This is a genomic window from Streptomyces sp. NPDC048258 (assembly GCF_043201995.1).
Taxonomy (GTDB): Bacteria; Actinomycetota; Actinomycetes; order Streptomycetales; family Streptomycetaceae; genus Streptomyces.
On sequence record NZ_JBICZH010000011.1, the window covers coordinates 53,616 to 70,567 of the forward strand.

13 protein-coding genes and 1 pseudogene are annotated in these 16,952 nt (G+C 72.4%); 10 read left to right on the plus strand and 4 right to left on the minus strand.

All coding sequences use genetic code 11. The features are described 5' to 3' along the window. Positions 1-36: 36 nt before the first annotated feature. Both ACGFYQ_RS24540 and ACGFYQ_RS24545 read left to right on the plus strand, forming a co-directional pair. Positions 37-801 (plus strand): SDR family oxidoreductase, encoded by a 765-nt coding sequence (locus tag ACGFYQ_RS24540; RefSeq protein WP_393747260.1) that lies wholly within the window; start codon positions 37-39, stop codon positions 799-801. 1 nt (position 802) lies between these two features. Further along, the gene (locus tag ACGFYQ_RS24545; protein WP_393747262.1) at positions 803-1,714 is read left to right on the plus strand and encodes an SDR family oxidoreductase; all 912 of its coding nucleotides are present in this window, start codon (positions 803-805) and stop codon (positions 1,712-1,714) included. 339 nt (positions 1,715-2,053) lie between these two features. Here ACGFYQ_RS24545 and ACGFYQ_RS24550 read toward each other — a convergent pair whose 3' ends face one another. Then, positions 2,054-2,527: a MarR family winged helix-turn-helix transcriptional regulator gene (locus ACGFYQ_RS24550; RefSeq protein WP_393747264.1), complete on the minus strand. Its 474-nt coding sequence runs from the start codon at positions 2,525-2,527 to the stop codon at positions 2,054-2,056. 108 nt (positions 2,528-2,635) lie between these two features. Between ACGFYQ_RS24550 and ACGFYQ_RS24555 the strand changes: the two genes are divergently transcribed. Then, positions 2,636-4,057 (plus strand): MFS transporter, encoded by a 1,422-nt coding sequence (locus tag ACGFYQ_RS24555; protein WP_393747266.1) that lies wholly within the window; start codon positions 2,636-2,638, stop codon positions 4,055-4,057. A gap of 171 nt (positions 4,058-4,228) precedes the next feature. On the opposite strand, the gene ACGFYQ_RS24560 is transcribed toward ACGFYQ_RS24555, so the two are convergent. Next, positions 4,229-4,900: an HAD family acid phosphatase gene (locus ACGFYQ_RS24560; RefSeq protein WP_393747268.1), complete on the minus strand. Its 672-nt coding sequence runs from the start codon at positions 4,898-4,900 to the stop codon at positions 4,229-4,231. A 182-nt stretch (positions 4,901-5,082) separates the two neighbouring features. Continuing rightward, positions 5,083-5,979 (minus strand): hypothetical protein, encoded by an 897-nt coding sequence (locus ACGFYQ_RS24565; RefSeq protein WP_393747270.1) that lies wholly within the window; start codon positions 5,977-5,979, stop codon positions 5,083-5,085. 152 nt (positions 5,980-6,131) lie between these two features. Here ACGFYQ_RS24565 and ACGFYQ_RS24570 point away from each other — a divergent pair, with 152 nt between their 5' ends. The 6 genes and pseudogenes from ACGFYQ_RS24570 to ACGFYQ_RS24595 all read left to right on the plus strand — a co-directional run bounded on the left by ACGFYQ_RS24570 (position 6,132) and on the right by ACGFYQ_RS24595 (position 14,207). Beyond that, complete coding sequence (locus ACGFYQ_RS24570; RefSeq protein ID WP_393747272.1) at positions 6,132-6,884, plus strand: S1 family peptidase; 753 nt, start codon at positions 6,132-6,134, stop codon at positions 6,882-6,884. A gap of 91 nt (positions 6,885-6,975) precedes the next feature. Then, positions 6,976-7,520, plus strand: a pseudogene (locus ACGFYQ_RS24575) (response regulator); the annotation flags it as partial. A 519-nt stretch (positions 7,521-8,039) separates the two neighbouring features. After that, on the plus strand, positions 8,040-8,363 hold the full coding sequence (locus tag ACGFYQ_RS24580; RefSeq protein ID WP_393747274.1) for a chorismate mutase: 324 nt from the start codon (positions 8,040-8,042) through the stop codon (positions 8,361-8,363). Positions 8,364-8,404: 41 nt separating this feature from the next. Then, on the plus strand, positions 8,405-10,921 hold the full coding sequence (gene pepN / locus ACGFYQ_RS24585; protein WP_393747276.1) for an aminopeptidase N: 2,517 nt from the start codon (positions 8,405-8,407) through the stop codon (positions 10,919-10,921). Positions 10,922-11,403: 482 nt separating this feature from the next. After that, positions 11,404-12,801, plus strand: coding sequence for a pyridoxal phosphate-dependent decarboxylase family protein (locus ACGFYQ_RS24590; protein ID WP_393747278.1), 1,398 nt, complete (start codon positions 11,404-11,406; stop codon positions 12,799-12,801). Continuing rightward, positions 12,798-14,207 (plus strand): lysine N(6)-hydroxylase/L-ornithine N(5)-oxygenase family protein, encoded by a 1,410-nt coding sequence (locus tag ACGFYQ_RS24595; RefSeq protein ID WP_393747280.1) that lies wholly within the window; start codon positions 12,798-12,800, stop codon positions 14,205-14,207. Before ACGFYQ_RS24590 ends, ACGFYQ_RS24595 begins: the two co-directional genes overlap by 4 nt. 9 nt (positions 14,208-14,216) lie before the next feature. Here the strand turns inward: ACGFYQ_RS24595 and ACGFYQ_RS24600 are convergent, their stop codons facing one another. After that, the gene (locus ACGFYQ_RS24600) at positions 14,217-16,001 is read right to left on the minus strand and encodes a bifunctional metallophosphatase/5'-nucleotidase (protein WP_393747633.1); all 1,785 of its coding nucleotides are present in this window, start codon (positions 15,999-16,001) and stop codon (positions 14,217-14,219) included. A gap of 142 nt (positions 16,002-16,143) precedes the next feature. On the opposite strand from ACGFYQ_RS24600, the gene ACGFYQ_RS24605 reads away from it, so the two are divergent. After that, positions 16,144-16,845, plus strand: coding sequence for an SIMPL domain-containing protein (locus ACGFYQ_RS24605; protein ID WP_393747282.1), 702 nt, complete (start codon positions 16,144-16,146; stop codon positions 16,843-16,845). Positions 16,846-16,952 lie beyond the last annotated feature (107 nt).

A 16,952-nucleotide genomic window follows, 5' to 3' on the forward strand; every position in this document is an offset into this window, starting at 1 on the left:
CACCAAACATTTGTTAGGTGAGGAAGGTAGCAGCCTATGGAGCTCGACGGGAGGGTCGTCGTCGTCACCGGCGGAACCCGGGGCGTCGGCGCCGGGATCGCCCGGTCGTTCCTCGCGGCGGGCGCGCGGGTCGTGGTCTGCGCGCGGCGGCCGCCCGAGGAACCGGTGGCGGCGGACGGCAGGAAGGCGTCGTTCACCGCCGTCGACGTGCGCGATCCGGCGGCCGTACGGGACTTCTTCGGCGCGGTCGCGGGCCGGTACGGGCGGCTCGACTGCCTGGTCAACAACGCGGGCGGGACCCCGTACCGGCTGCTGGGCGAGGGGGAGGCCGAGCGGCACGCGCGGGTCGTCGAGCTGAACCTGGTGGCACCGATGACGGTCTCGCTCGCCGCCTACCCGTGGCTGCGGCAGGCGCGCGGCTCGGTGGTGATGATCGGCAGCGTCAGCGGGACCCGGCCGTCACCGGGGACGGCGGCGTACGGGGCGGCGAAGGCGGGGCTGGAGAACCTGGCCCGCTCCATGGCCGTGGAATGGGCCCCCGAGGTACGGGTGAACTCGCTGGTCCTGGGCATGGTGCGGACCGAGCTGTCACACCTGCACTACGGGGACGAGTCCGGGATCGAGGCGGTGGGCGCGACCGTACCGCTGGGGCGGCTGGCGGAACCCTCGGACGTGGGGGAGGCGGCGGTGTTCCTGGCCTCCGCCCGGGCGGGGTACGTGAGCGGGGCGAGCCTGCTCGTGCACGGGGGCGGGGAGCGCCCGGCGTTTCTGGATGCGGCAACTGTCAACAAGGAGAGCTGAGATGGCGGGACTGTGTGAAGGCCGGGTCGTGATCGTGACGGGCGCGGGGCGGGGGCTGGGGCGGGCGCACGCCCTGGCCTTCGCGGCGGAGGGGGCGAGGGTCGTCGTCAACGACCTGGGGGTGGGGCTGGACGGGCTGCCGGGGCCTGATTCCCCGGCGGCGCGGGTGGTCGCGGAGATCGAGGCGCTCGGCGGGGAGGCGGTGGCCCACGGCGGGGACGTCGCGACGGGCGAGGGGGCCGCTTCGCTGGTGGACTGCGCGGTCTCCGCGTTCGGCCGCCTCGACACGCTGGTCAACAACGCGGGGTTCCTGCGGGACCGGATGCTGGTGAACCTGGACGAGGACGACTGGGACGCGGTCATGCGGGTGCACCTGAAGGGGCACTTCCTGCCGCTGCGGTCCGCGGCCGCGTGGTGGCGGGCGGAGGCGAAGGCCGGCCGGCCGGCGGCCGCCCGGGTGGTCAACACCTCTTCGGGGGCTGGGCTGCTGGGCTCGGTCGGCCAGGGCAACTACAGCGCGGCCAAGGCGGGGATCCTGGGGCTCACGCTGGTCGCGGCCGCGGAGATGGGGCGGTACGGGGTCCAGGTCAACGCGATCGCCCCGGCGGCGCGGACCCGGATGACGGAACAGGCCTTCGCGCAGACCATGGCCGCGCCGGCCGCCGGGGTGTTCGACGCGATGGCGCCGGAGAACGTGTCGCCGCTGGTGGTGTGGCTCGGGGCGGATGCCTCCGCCGGTGTGACGGGGCGGGTCTTCGAGGCGGAGGGCGGGCGGATCACGGTGATGGAGGGCTGGCGACCGGGTCCTACGGCGGACCGCGGCGCGCGGTGGACTCCGTCGGAGGCGGGGGAGGCCGCGGCGAAACTCCTCGCCGCCGCGGAGGTTCCCCACCCGGTGTACGGCTCCCGCTGATCGGCGCCTGGCTCCGCCGGGCCTGCCGGGCCTGCCGGTCCGGCCCGCCGGGTGCGGTGCCGCGCTCCGGCTCCGCCCGGGGCCGCCGGGTGCGGCGCCGCTGCTGGGGCTCCGCCCCGGACCCCGCGCCTCAAACGCCGGCGGGGCTGGGGTGTCCGGCGGGCTGATCGTGCCGGGGCAATTGGCGCGGAGCGCCATTGAGCCGACGGCGGGTGGACGGCGTCAGCCACATCCAGCCCCTCCGGCGTTTGAGGAGCGGGGCGCGGGGCGGAGCCCCGGTCTTTGAGCCCCGCCGGCGATTGAGGCGCGGGTCCGGGCGGAGCCCGGTGGTGGGGTCGGTCAGGAGTCCGAGAGGCGGGACGCCGCGCGGAGTTGGCGGGTATTCGAGCCCTGGAGGAAGCGGATCACCGTTTCCAGTTCCTCCGTCGTGAACTCGGCGCACAGCTCCGCGACCTCCCGCGCCCAGTCCTCGAACACCGGCCGAATCGCGTCCAGCCGCTCCGGCAGGGCCTCCACCAGGACGCGCCGCTTGTCCGTCGGGTGCTCGGCCCGGCGGACGAAGCCCTTGCGTTCCAGCCGGTCGACCAGGCCCGTCACCGACGCCGGGGCCAGCCCCGACAGCTGGGACAGCTCCTTCGCCGTCAGGGGCCCCCGCCGCTGCAGCAGGTCCAGCGTCTTCGTCTCCGTCGCGCTCAGACCCTGCTTCGCGGCCGCCGCCTCGTGGAACACCACCGTCGCCGCGCTGGTCTCCCGGCCGGTCCGGTTGAGCTCCTCCAGAACCTTCGCGCGTCGCGCGTCCACCTCTTCGCCCATGGGGCCAGCCTATCAAGTCTTTCGTTCGGCCAAACGAAAGACTTGCGATCACCTCCGTCCGCGTGCAACTCTTTCGTTCGTCCGAACGAAAGAGTTCTGGAGGCCGTCATGACCCCGACCCCCTCTCCACGCCGCTGGGCCGCCGCCGTCGTCATGATGGTCGCCGCGCTCATGGACCTGCTCGACGTCACCATCGTCAACGTCGCCATCCCCTCCATCGGCCGCGACCTGCACGCCCCGGAGAGCGCCCTGCAGTGGCTCGTCTCCGCTTACCTGCTCGGCTTCGCCGCCACCCTGATCGTCTCCGGTCACCTCGGCGACCGGTACGGCCGCAAGGCGCTCTTCCTCGCAGGGACGGCGGGCTTCGGCCTCGCCTCCCTCGCCTGCGGCGTCGCCCAGAGCCCCGGCCAGCTGATCGCGGCCCGCGCCGCCCAAGGCGTCATGGCCGCCCTGCTGATGCCCCAGGTGCTCGGCTCCTTCCGCATCCTCTTCCACGGCAAGGAGCGCGGCACCGTCTTCGGGGTGTACGGAGCCGTCGCCGGCTTCGCCTCCGCCGTCGGGCTGCTGCTCGGCGGCCTGCTCACCGACGCCGACCTCTTCGGCTGGGGCTGGCGCTCCGTGTTCCTCGTCAACGTGCCGGTCGCGCTGGCCACCCTCGCCGCCGGCGCGGTCCTGGTCCCCGCCACCCGCGAGCGCGGCGCCGGCCGGCCCGACCTGCTCGGCAGCCTCGTCCTCGCCGCCGGCCTGATCGCCATCGTGCTGCCGCTGGTCCAGGGCGAGGCCAACGGCTGGCCGCTGTGGGGCTGGCTGTGCCTGGCCGCCGGGCTGCTCGCGGTCACCGGCCTCGGCGTCCTCGAAGCCCGGCGGCGCGGGGCGACCGTACCGCTGCTGCCCGCCCGCGCGTTCCGGCTGCCCGCCTTCTCCGTCGGCCTCGCCGTCCAACTCCTCTTCGCCGTCGGCATGCAGGGCTTCTTCCTGGTCTTCGCGATCTGGCTCCAGGGCGCCGAGGGCTACACCCCCATGCAGGCGGGCCTGGTCACCGTCGCCTTCTCCGTCGGCGGCTTCCTCACCGCCCCGGCCGCCGACGCCCTCGCCGTGCGCTTCGGCCGCCTGGTCCTGGCCGCCGGCGCGCTCATGATGGCGGGCGGCTTCGCCGGGGTCTGGTACGCCGTGGCCCACGCCACCTCCACGCCCACCGGTGCCTGGCCGCTCGTCCCCGGCCTGCTCGTCGCCGGCGCCGGGCTCGGCTTCCTCGTGGTGCCGCTGGTGAACGTGGTGCTGTCCGCCGTCCCCGCCGACATCGCCGGCGGCGCCTCCGGGATCTTCTCCACCGCCCAGCAGTTCGGCGGCGCCCTCGGCGCGGCCGTCATCGGCTCGGTCTTCTTCGGCGCCCTCACCGACGGCGGCCCGACCCGCGCGCTGACCACCGCGATGCCCTGGGTGAGCGCCGGATTCCTGCTCAGCGCGGTACTGTGCCTGGCGCTGCCCCGTACCGCGGTGTCCCCCACCCCCGAGCCCGTGGCGGCGTAGCGGACGGAGAACGAAGCGGGCCCGGCCCCCTGGCGAGGGGTCGGGCCCGGCTCCGTCACTCGTGCGATGGGATATGACTACCCACTACACCCACTTGCTGAACCGCGTCGGACCCCTCATGTTGCGGCCGACGCGCCCGGCACGGCCGACGCGACCGATGGGGGCCGGGGGTCAGGACAGCTTGCCGTCGTAGTCCGGCAGCTTGACGGTGAGCTCGGCGTGGCCGCCGACCAGGTCGCTCTGGTTGTTGCCGATGTTGGCGATGATCGTGTAGCCGCGGGCCTCGATCTCGGCGCGCTTGCCCGTCTTGTACGCGCTCACCTCGCCGAACAGGTCGGGCAGATCGCGGACGTAGAGGCCCGAGACCGGGTAGCCGACGGCCTTGAGGTTGCGCTCGGTGAGGGAGTACACGATTCCGGGGCGGGCCGTGACGAAGAAGACCGCCACCCCGCGCTCGTTCGCGTACCGGGTCAGCTCGCGGACCTTGGCGATCGCGGGGGTCGGGAAGGTCCAGAACCAGTGGAAGTCCGTCTCCAGCGAGGTGTTGTCGATGTCGAGCACGATCGCGGGCTTCTCGCCGGCGGGCGAGGCCGCGATGCGCCGCTCGATGACGGGGCGGGCCGCGTCGACCACGGCGGCGACGTCCCGCTGCCAGGTGGCGTAGTCGATGCCCAGGATCGCCGCGTTCCCGCCGGGCGCGGAGGCGGTGGCGGTGGCCGTGGCGGTCGCGGTGACCGGGGCCGCCTCGGCCGCGGCGGCGGGCAGCAGGGTCAGGACGGCGGCCGCGACGGCCACGCCGGCGGCGGCGGTACGGGTCGTGCGGGTGCGGCGGGTGCTGCGCATGGGGGACGCTCCTCGGTCACGCATTGGCATGTACGCGACCAGGGTTGGCCAGATCCGACCCCATGTCTACTGGCCGGTAGGAAACTTTTCGTGGCCGGATGATGAATCCCCGTGGATCTTGGTGAACGGCGGCGGATTCGCGGTGGATCGCGGGGAGTTCGCCATGAATACGCCCTACACGCCTACGTATCGCAGTCCAGCACCGTGCGGCACAGCCCGCACCGGGCCCGGAGCACCCCGCGCACCGGCACCCGCAGCCGCTGCCCGCACACCGGACACGGGAAGCTCACCCGCAGCCCCGGCCCGGCGCCGTCCGGCTCGAAGCGGTACGCCGCCCCGTCCGCCGGGAGCGCCCCGGTGCGCCGCGCCTTCGCGTACCGCCGCCGCGCCCGCGGTCCGGCGGCCGAGAGCGGGGCCCGGCGCCGCTCCCGCTCGGCCAGGGCGCGGCCGCGCACGTAGGCCTCGTACGCCTGCGGGCTGGTGAACCACGTCGAGGGGTCCTCGCCGAACAGTCCGGCGCGCCGCGCGAGGACGTAGCCGAACTCCTCCGGGGTGAGGTAGCCGAGCTTCTGGCGGGTGAGCGCGTCCTCGCGGTAGGCGTCGAGCAGCAGCCAGCCGACGCCGAGGTAGGCGGCCGCGGTGTCGGTGAGGATCTCGTTCTCCGCCGTGGTGGGGAAGCCCAGGTCCAGCCGGTGCAGCAGGACGTGGGTGACCTCGTGGGCCAGGGCGGCGGCCAGGTCGCGCCGGTGCGTCCGGAAGCGGTCGCTGACCTCGACGAAGTACTCCGGGCCCGCGGCCAGTTCCACCGAGGCCGCGTCCCGCATCGGCCGGAAGGCGACCACCAGGCGCGCGTCGGGCAGCCGCAGCGCGCGCACCATGGCGGAGGCCACCCGGTGGGCGCCCAGGTGGAGGTCGTCGTCGGCGCCGAAGGCCGCGTCGGCGGGGGCGAAGCTCGTGTCGTAGGCCCGGATCCCGTCGGGGGACAACCGGCGGAACAGTGCCGTGATCGCCGCGCGGACCGTTTCCAGGTGCGGAAATCCGTGCTCGACCGGGCCGCTGTGCCTGCTGTTCTGCGTCATACCGCTCCCAGGGCCGGAAGTTGTCCGAAAACGCGTTCTTGATGCCCGTCATACATCCGATGTGTCATGGACTCGTCATGCACCCGATGACGCGCACGGCCCAACCCCCCACGAAAGGCAGTGTGTTGACTGTGAGCACCCTTGTGCGGTTCATGAAACGAACCCTCGCGATCGGCGCGGTCGCCCTCGCCGCCGTCAGCCTCCAGCCCTCCAGCGCCGGAGCCTCCACCGCACCCGTCGTCGGCGGCACCCGCGCCGCCCAGGGCGAGTTCCCCTTCATGGTGCGCCTCTCCATGGGCTGCGGCGGCGCCCTCTACACCCAGCAGATCGTCCTCACCGCCGCCCACTGTGTGAGCGGCTCCGGCAACAACACCTCCATCACCGCCACCGCCGGAGTCGTCGACCTCAACAGCTCCAGCGCCATCAAGGTCAAGTCCACCAAGGTCCTCCAGGCCCCCGGCTACAACGGCACCGGCAAGGACTGGGCCCTGATCAAACTCGCCAAGCCCATCAACCTGCCCACCCTCAAGATCGCCGAGACCAAGCAGTACGACAACGGCACCTTCACCGTCGCCGGCTGGGGCGCCACCCGCGAGGGCGGCGCCCAGCAGCGCTACCTGCGCAAGGCCACCGTCCCCTTCGTCTCCGACGCCAGCTGCCAGGCCTCCTACGGCAGCTCCCTCGTCCCGGGCGAGGAGATCTGCGCCGGCTTCGACGAGGGCGGCGTCGACACCTGCCAGGGCGACTCCGGCGGCCCCATGTTCCGCCGCGACAGCGCGAACGCCTGGATCCAGGTCGGCATAGTCAGCTGGGGCGAGGGCTGCGCCCGGCCCGACTACCCCGGCGTCTACACCGAGGTCTCCACCTTCGCCGCCGCAATCAAGAGCGCCGCGGCAACCCTGTAGCACCGGTGCCGGTGCCGGCACCGGCACCGGCATCAGCACTCGCCCCTCGTCCTTCCGGCCGGGCCCGAAGCGGCCGGAAGGGCGAGGCCGCATGCCCCGTACGCACATATCGCCGACCGGAGTACCGCCCGTGGTCATCACGGACGACCAGGACATGGTCAGGACCGGATTCCGGATGACCCTCGAAAGCCGGCCGGACATCGAGGGCCTCGCCGACGTCGTCGACGGCGAGGCCGCCCTCGCCGCCGCAGTCGCCGAGCACCAGCCGGACGTCCTGCTCCTCGACGTCCGGACGCCGAAGCCCGACGGCCCCGAAGCCACCCGGCGCCTCTCCGGCCAGGACAGACCACGCATCGTCATCGTCACCACCTTCGACCTCGACGAGTACGTCCACGCGGCGCTCCACGGCGGAGCATCCGGCTTCCTCCTGAAAGACGCCGGCCCGGCCGTGCTGGTTGAAGCGGTACGGGCCGCGGCCGTCGGCGACTCCCTCGCCTCGCCCGCCATCACGGTGCAATGGCCCCCCGGGCCCCGGCCGCCGTCGCCGCCCGCCGCCCCGCGGAGCCGCTCACGGAGCGGGAACGGGACGTCGTACGCTGCCTCGCGCGCGGCCTGACCAACGCCGGGATCGCCGCCCGGGCCCGGGAAAGCGGCCTGGCCGCCACCTCGGCGTGACCCGGCCGGTGCCACTCCCTGTGCCGGTGCCGGTGCCGGTGCCGGTGCCGGTGCCGGTGCCGGTGCGCGGGTGCGGCGCCGTTGCGGGGGCTCTGCCCCCGAACCCCCGCGCCTCAAACGCCGGCGGGGCTGATTTTCAGCCCCGCCGCTCGGTTGTACCCAGCGGTCACAGCCGCCAGACCTTGCACGGGCAAGGGCCGGCAAATCCAGCCCCGCCGGCGTTTGAGGCGCGGGGTCCGGGGCGGAGCCCCAGGGGCTTCGGCGCAGCCGTCGGCCCGCCGTACGCACGGCCCCGCACGGGCACCCGTACAGCGGGGGCCGCGGGAGCCACCCGGTGAGCCCCCTGGCGGGACGGGCCCGCCGCCACCCCCGCGCCGCGGCCCCGGCCGTGACCGGAACCCCTGCCCCCGCGGCCGGCACCCGTCTCACTGACCGACTGCCCGAGGAACCACCCGCGCCCGCCACGTATTCTCGGGAACCATGAACAACAGCGACATCGACAACGGGATCGACGAGAACGTCGCCGCCGAACTCGCCCGCCTGCGGGACAGCATCGACAACATCGACGCGGCCGTGGTCCACATGCTCGCCGAGCGCTTCAAGTGCACCCAGCAGGTCGGCCACCTCAAGGCCCGGCACCAGCTGCCCCCGGCCGACCCCGGCCGCGAGGCCAGCCAGATCGCCCGGCTCCGCCAGCTCGCCGAGAACGCCAAGCTCGACCCGGCCTTCGCCGAGAAACTCCTGAACTTCATCATCGCCGAGGTCATCCGCCACCACGAGACAATCGCGGCGGGCGAAGAGTAGAACCCTGGGGCCCGGCGCCGCCGTCAGGCAGCATGGGCCCCATGTCCGCACTGACGCGCAACGAAGCGCAGCTCCGAGCCCAGCTCCTCGACGTCCACCACTACGCCGTCACCCTCGACCTCACCGGCGGCGACGACACCTTCGACTCCACCACCGTCATCCGGTTCAGTGCCCGCACCGCCGGAGACACCTTCCTGGAGCTGAAACCGGACGAACTGCGCTCCGCGGCCCTCGACGGCCACCCCCTCGACCCGGCCGCCCTCGACGGCAACCGCCTCCCCCTCACCGGCCTCACCGAGGGCCCCCACGAGCTGCGCCTCGACACGGCCATGCGCTACTCCCGCACCGGCGAAGGCCTGCACCGCTTCACCGACCCCGCGGACGGACAGACGTACGTCTACAGCCAGATGTTCATGGACGACGTCCAGCGCGTCTTCCCGGCCTTCGACCAGCCCGACCTCAAAGCCGTCTTCGAGTTCACCGTCACCGCCCCCGCGCACTGGACCGTCCTCGCCAACGGCGTCACCACCCGCACCGGGGAACGGGAGGGCGACGGCGCCGGCATCTGGCGCTCCGCCCCCACCCCCGTCATCTCCACCTACCTCGCCGCCGTCGCCGCCGGCCCCTGGCACAGCGTGACCACCGAGCACGCCGGACTGCCCTTCGGCATCCACTGCCGCCAGTCCCTCGCCCCCCACATGGACGCCGACGCCGACGAGATCCTGTCCCTCACCAAGGACTGCTTCGACCGCTACCAGCAGAAGTTCACCGAGCCCTACCCCTTCGACTCCTACGACCAGGCCTTCGTACCCGAGTTCAACGCCGGAGCCATGGAGAACCCCGGCCTGGTCACCTTCCGCGACGAGTTCATCTACCGCTCCGCCGTCACCGACACCGAACGCCAGACCCGCGCCATGGTCATCGCCCACGAGATGGCCCACATGTGGTTCGGCGACCTCGTCACCCTCGCCTGGTTCGACGACATCTGGCTCAACGAGTCCTTCGCCGAATACATGGGCTACCAGACGCTCACCGAAGCCACCCGCTTCACCGGCACCTGGACCGAATTCGGCGTCACCCGCAAGGCATGGGGCTACGACGCCGACCAGCGCCCCTCCACCCACCCCGTCGCCCCCGCCCCCGAAGACGTCCCCGACACAGCCTCCGCCCTCCTCAACTTCGACGGCATCTCCTACGCCAAGGGCGCCTCCGCCCTGCGCCAGCTCGTCGCCTGGCTCGGCGAGAAGGACTTCCTCGCCGGCATCAACACCCACTTCGCCCGCCACAAGTTCGCCAACGCCTCCCTCGCCGACTTCGTCGACTCCCTCGCCGCCCACACCGACCGCGACGTCCACGCCTGGGCCGAGATCTGGCTGCGCACCACCGGCATCGACACCCTCACCCCGCGCATCGAGGAGAGCACCGACGGCGCGTCCGGCTGGACCCTCACCGTCGACCGCCACGGCAGCCGCCCCCACCACATCGCCGTCGGCGTCTACGACCACGACCCCGTCAACGGGCACATCCTGGAACTTCGCGAGCTCCTCGACCTCGACGTCCCCTCCGAGGAGGTGGTGTCCGTGAGCGGGCCGCGCCCCGCACTGCTCGTCCTCAACGACGCCGACCTCACCTACGCCAAGGTCCGGCTCGACGAGACCTCCGTCGAAACGGTCCTGCGCACCATCTCCGGCATCCCCGACCCGCTCACCCGCGCCGTCGTCTGGAACTCCCTGCGCGACATGGTCCGCGACGGCGAACTCGACCCCGGCGACTACCTGGCCACCGCCGCGGCGCACCTGCCCGAGGAACGCGACCTGGCCATCGCCCAGGGCGTCCTCACCTTCGCCCGTACCCAGATCGCCACCCGCTACGTCGCCCCCGAGCAGCGGACCGCGGCGCTGGCCGCCATCCACTCCATCGGCCGCGACCTGCTCCGGCGGACCGAGGACGGCTCGGACCCCGGGCTGCGGCTCACCGCCGTACGGGCCCTCATCGACAGCGCCACCCAGCCCGACACCGTGGCCACCTGGCTCGCCGACGACTCCGTACCCGGCGGCCCCGAACTCGACCCCGAGCTGCGCTGGCGCATCCTCGCCCGCCTCGCCGTCCTCGGCGCCGTGGGGGAGGCCGAGATCGACGCCGCGCTCGCCGCCGACCCCAGCGCCACCGGCGAGGAGGGCGCGGCCCGCTGCCGCGCCGCGCTCCCCACGGCGCGGGCCAAGGCCGCCGCGTGGGACCGCCTCTTCCACGACGACAGCCTGTCCAACTACCTGTTCAGCGCCACCGCCCAGGGGTTCTGGCAGCCCGAACAGGCCGATCTCGTACAGGAGTACGTGGAGCGGTTCTACCCGGAGGCCGTCGCGCTCGCCGCCCGCCGCGGGCCGGCCATCGCCGACGCGATCGGGCGCTGGGCCTTCCCCGCGTACGCCGTGGACGAGGCCAACCTCCAGGCCGGCCACGCCTGCCTCGCCACCCCGGACATCCTCCCCCTCCTGCGCCGCAAGCTGATCGACCAACTGGACGACCTGGCCCGAGCCCTGCGCGTCCGCACGGCATAGCCGGACCCCAGCCGGTTCCCGAGCCGGTTCCCGAGCCGGGCCCGAGCCGGGCCCCAGCCGGTTCCCGAGCCGGGCCCCAGCCGGGCCCCAGCCGGTTCCCGAGCCGGTTCCCGAGCCGGACCCCCGGCCGGGCCCCCGGCTCGGGGCCCGGCCGGGCGGGGTGCTGGGCGGGGCCCCCGGACCCTTCAGCCCGGCCAGGGGCGCCGTCAGGCCTCCGCCGCACCATCCAGCCCCGCCGGCGTTTGAGGCGCGGGGTCCGGGGCGGAGCCCCTGGGGGCACCTCCCAGCGGTAGCTGGGGGAGAAACGGAGAAAGGGCGAGGCGGGGAGAGGTTCCGCGCAGCGGCAACCGACAGGCCCCCGCCACGGAACGGCTGGAAATCGACCCCGGACAAACCCCGGCGGTTACCCCATTCGGGTCGGATCGTTGTACCGGCCGGGTGCCCACCACCCCGCCACGGACCAAACGCCCCGGAGGACCCGGATGACCGCGCCGCCCGGTACGCCGACCCCGCCGCCACCCCTCGCCGGCGGCCCCGGCGGCGCCGAAGCCCTGCGGCCCCTCCTCGACACGGTCCTCGACGCACTGCACAGCGGAGCCCGCGCCCGCGGCGGGCCGATTCCGGCCGGCGGGCCGGACGCCCTCGCGGCCCGCGTCCAGGCCGCACTGGGCGACGTACTCCCCCCACACGGCACCGGGGACCACGAGGCGCTCCGGACCCTCGTGCACACCCTCGCCGCCGGCTCCGCCGACCCCGCCGACCCCCTCTGCGCAGCCCACCTGCACTGCCCGCCCCTCGCCGTCGCGGCCGCCGCCGACCTCGCCGCCAGCGCCCTCAACCCCTCCCTCGACTCCTGGGACCAGGCCCCCGCCGCCTCCGTGATCGAGGCCCTCCTCACCCGCGCCCTCGCCGCCGAGTTCTACGACACCCCCCACGCCGACGCCCTCGTCACCACCGGCGGCACCGAAGCCAACCAACTGGCACTCCTCCTCGCCCGCGAACGCCACGGACCCGGGCTCACCGTCCTGCACGGCGCCAACGCCCACCACTCCGTCCCCCGCGCCGCCTGGCTCCTCGGCCTGCCCCCCGCCGTGGCCATCGCCACCCCCACCGGCACCCTCGACCCCGCCCGCCTCGCCGAAACCCTCGCCGCCACCCCCGGCCCCACCCTCGTCACCGCCACCGCCGGCACCACCGACGCCGGACTCATCGACCCCCTCGACCGCATCGCCGACCTCTGCGACCGCTACGGCGCCGACCTCCACATCGACGCCGCCTACGGGGGACCGCTCGCCCTCAGCCCCCGCCACCGCGACAAGCTCGCCGGACTCTCACGAGCCGCGTCCCTCACCATCGACCTGCACAAACTCGGCTGGCAGCCCGTCGCCGCCGGACTCCTCGCCGTCCCCGACACCGCCCTGCTCGCCCCCCTCGCCCACCAGGCCGACTACCTCAACGCCACCGACGACACCGAAGCCGGCCTGCCCGACCTCCTCGGCCGCTCCCTGCGCACCACCCGCCGCCCCGACGTCCTCAAGATCGCCACCACCCTGCGCTCACTCGGCCGCGACGGCCTCGCCCGCCTCATCGACCACACCTGCGAACTCGCCCACCACCTCGCCGCACTCCTCGACGCCCACGCCGGCTTCGAACTCCACGCGGCCCCCACCCTCACCACCGTGCTCTTCCGGCCCACCCACGCCGATGACACCCAGGTCGCCACCCTGCGCCGCACCCTCCTGCACGACGGCCGTGCCGTCCTCGGCCGCACCCGCGCCGACGGCCGCCTGTGGCTCAAAGCCACCCTGCTCAACCCCCACACCACCGCGGGGGACCTGGACACCCTCATCGCCCTCCTGGAAGGCAGCACCCACCGATGACCGCCCAGCTCGATGCCCCCCACGACCTCGTCGGAATCGGCATCGGCCCCTTCAACCTGTCCCTCGCGGCCCTCGCCCACGGCCTGCCGCACCAAGGGGCGGGCGAACTCGCCACCGCCTTCTACGACCAGCGCCGCGACTTCCGCTGGCACCCCGGACTCCTCATCGACGGAGCCACCCTCCAAGTCCCCTTCCTCGCCGACCTGGTCACCCTCGCCGACCCGGCCAGCCCCTGGAGCTTCCTCAACTACCTCAAACACAAGGAACGGCTCTTCCCCTTCTACTTCGCCGAGCAGTTCCACATCCAGCGCGCCGAATACGACGCCTACTGCCGCTGGGTCGCCGGCCGCGTCCCCGGACTCCACTTCGGCCACCAGGTCGACGCCGTCCGCTGGAACCCCGAACGCGACCTCTTCGAAGTCGACTACACCCAACTCGACGCGGACGGCGAAGCCGAAGCCCTCGGCCGCACCTATACCCGCAACCTCGCCCTCGGCGTCGGCACCGCCCCCTACATCCCCGAACCCCTGCGTCCCCTCGCCGAAGCCCCCACCGTCCCCGTCATCCACTCCGCCGACTACCTCGACAACCGGCAGCGCATCCTCGGCGCCGAACACGTCACCGTCATCGGATCAGGCCAGTCCGGAGCCGAAGTCTTCCTCGACCTCCTCCGCGCCCGCCCCGCCGGCCGCGAACGCCTCACCTGGCTCGCCCGCACCCCCTCCTTCGCCCCCATGGAGTACTCCAAGCTCGGACTGGAACACTTCACCCCCGACTACACCCGCTACTTCCACGCCCTGTCCGAACCCGTCCGGGACAAGCTCGTACCGGCCCAGTGGCAGCTCCACAAGGGCATCGACACCGACACCATCGCCGCCATCCACGAAGAGCTCTACCGGCGCACCCTCCACGGCGGCTGGCCCGACACCGTCCTCACCCCCGGAGTCACCGTCCGCACCGCCGGCCGCGTCGCCACCACCAAAGTGGAACTCCACCTCGAACACGTCGAACAGGGCACCCGCTCCCGCCTCACCACCGACGCCGTCGTCCTCGCCACCGGCTACCGCGAACGCCCCCTCGACAGCCTCCTCGCAGGCCTCGACCCCTACCTGCGCAAAGACTCCTCCGGCCGCCCCCGCATCGACGACCGCTACCGGATGGTCACCGACCCCGCCGTCACCGGCAGCATCTTCGTCCAGAACGGCGAACGCCACAGCCACGGCGTCGGAGCCCCCGACCTCGGCCTCGCCGCCTGGCGCAGCGCCGCCATCCTCAACACCCTCACCGGCAAGGACCCCTACCCCCAGCCCGTACGGACCGCCTTCACCACCTTCGGCCTCGAACAGCGGGAGCACACCCGCCCGCAGCCCGCCGGCGAACTGCTCCCACTGGTCGAACACCCCTGAAGTCCCCGCCTAGAAGACCGGCACCCCGGCCCGCGTCAGACGCCAGTCCACCGAAGCGAACTGCGCCGGATCCACCGTCCCCTTCGCCTTCACCCACTGGATGATCGTGTTACGGATCTCGTCCGAATTCGCCCACAACTGCCTGGCCTGCGGAACATGCGGGAAGTTCCCGCCACCCGAGGCCCGGTAGTTGTTCACCGCCAGCACGAACCGCCCCGCCGGATCCACCGGCTTCCCCTGGAACGACAGCCCCGTGATCCGCGATCCCACCGGCTGCGCGATGTCGATGTCGTACGCCAGCCCGTACACGGCGTCGTAGTTGTAGTCCGGCGTGCCCTCCGAGTTGGTCAGCTTCGCCGGATCCACCGCATCACCCGGCGCCGTCCGCACGTAGTACCGCGCCGAGTACTCCAGATAGTCCTTCAGCTGCGCACCGGTGAGCAGCCGCGCCTCCATGGTGTTCTCGAACGGATACAGGCCGGCCGCGTCCCTGATCGTCACCTGCCCGGCCGGGATCGACGCCGTCCGCGAGAAGCACGACGCCTGCGACAGCACCGGCAGCGCCGCCCACTCCGTACCGGCGAGCGCCCCCTTCACCGTCTCCGCCTGGACATGGTTGATCAGGTCGATGATCGCCACGTCCTTGAACGGGCCCTCCGCCGACGACATCGCCTGCGTCGAGGTGCCTATCACCTGGTTCACGTACGCCACGACCTTGCGGTGCTCGTCCGAGAGCAGCCCGGTGATCTTCGGATCCTCGGCCGCCGTGTTCGAGTTCAGCACCCGCGCCGCGACCTTCGCCACCGACCAGCGGCCCTTCGCCCACGTCAACTCGAAATCGAACAGCGTCAGACGCTGCCCCCACTTCAACGGCTCCGACAGCACCACGTCCTTGCCGGTCGCCTTGTTCTTCACCCGGTACTCGGGAATCTCCGTGTGCGCGTGCCCCACCAGGATCGCGTCGATCCCCGGCACCTGCTCCGCCACCAGAGCCGCCGCGTTCTCGACGTACGGCAACTGGTCCCCGTACGAGGACGTCCCGCTCGACCCCGAGTGAGCCGACACGATCACCACGTCCGCACCCAGCGAACGCAGCCGCGGCACGTACTTCGCCGCCTGCTCCTCCAGCCCCGGGAACGTCATCTTCCCCTGCACATTGGCCTTGTCCCAGAGCGCGATCCCCGGATTCGTCAGCCCCAGCACCGCCACCTTCACATCCGGCCCGTGCGGAGTCCGCAGCCGGTGCATGCTGTACGGCGGGAACGCCGGCCGCAGCGTCTTCGCGTCCAGCGCGTTCGCACCCAGCAGCGGGAAATCACACTGCTCCTCGAACTTGCGCAGCACCGGAATGCCGTAGTTGAACTCGTGGTTCCCCAGCGCCGCCGCGTCATAGCCGATCGCGTTCATCGCCTGAGCCATCGGGTGCACCGGACCCCGCCGCGCGGTGATCGGATCCACCTTCGCGTAGTAGTACGAAAGCTGCGTGCCCTGGATCGTGTCACCCGCGTCGATCAGCAGCGTGTTGCACCGCCCCTTCTCCGCCCGCACCTCGTTCACCAGAGTCGAGATCTTCGCCAGACCGACGTCGTTGTGCGCCTTGTCGTCGAACTCCTTGTCCGTGAAGTAGTCCCAGTTGAAGACGTTCCCGTGCAAGTCGGTCGTGCCCATCACCGTGAACGCGTACGTACGCGGACCCGCGTGCGCGGCCGCCGGGGTGCCCGTGGCCCCCGCCAACGCCACGGCCGCACCCGTCGCGGCCGTGGTTCCCAGAAAAGTCCTGCGGTCGAACGCCATGCCATCTCCCCTTGTGAGGCGTTGAACAACGCGCGTAGATAACGCGCGTAGATTCTGACCCACGAGTAACAAGCCGCAACACCCCCACCAGGTTTCGATCCGATGACCGCACCCGTACGAGCGACAGTGCGAGAGTGAAACCATGACTCAGGACGCATCGCACCAGCCCTACGGAACCCCCGAAGTACCCCGCGTCGCCGTCCGCGGCGAAGCCCGCATCGAAGTCGACCCCGAGATCGCCCGCATCGGCATCACCGTCAGCGCCCGCGGCACCGACCGCCGAACCGCCCTCGAAGACCTCACCCGCCGCAACAACGCCGTCCTCGACCTCATCAAGAGCTACGGCGACCCCGTCGAGAAACTGGAAACCGGCGCCTTCTCCATCAGCCCCGAACTCACCCGCCACGGCCGCGGCGAACGCATCCGCGCCTACCACGGACGCGTCCACCTCACCGCCGAACTCAACGACTTCACCACCCTCGGCGAACTCACCACCCGCCTCGCCGACCTCGAACTCACCCAGATCGACGGCCCCTGGTGGGCCCTGCGCCCCACCTCACCCGCCCACGGCCAAGCCCGCCGCCAAGCCGTACTCGAAGCCGTCCAGCGCGCACGCGAATACGCCGAAGCCCTCGGCGCCGGCCTCGCCGCCCTCGTCGAACTCGCCGACCTCGGCGCCGAGAACGCCACCCCCTTCCAAGGCGCCCCCGGCGCCACCATGCGCACCATGGCCTTCAGCGGCTCCGAAGACGCCGGCGCCCCGCCCCTCGACCTCGAACCGCAACGCCAGACCGTCTACGCCCAGGTGAACGCACGCTTCACGATGACCCCGCCCCAGCTCTGAAAAGCTCTGGAAAACCCACCATCAGATGCTCCGGGGGTGCTCATCAGAGCACCCCCATGCACATTCAACAGTTGTCAACAACCTTTTGCCCAAAGGTTGTTGAGTGG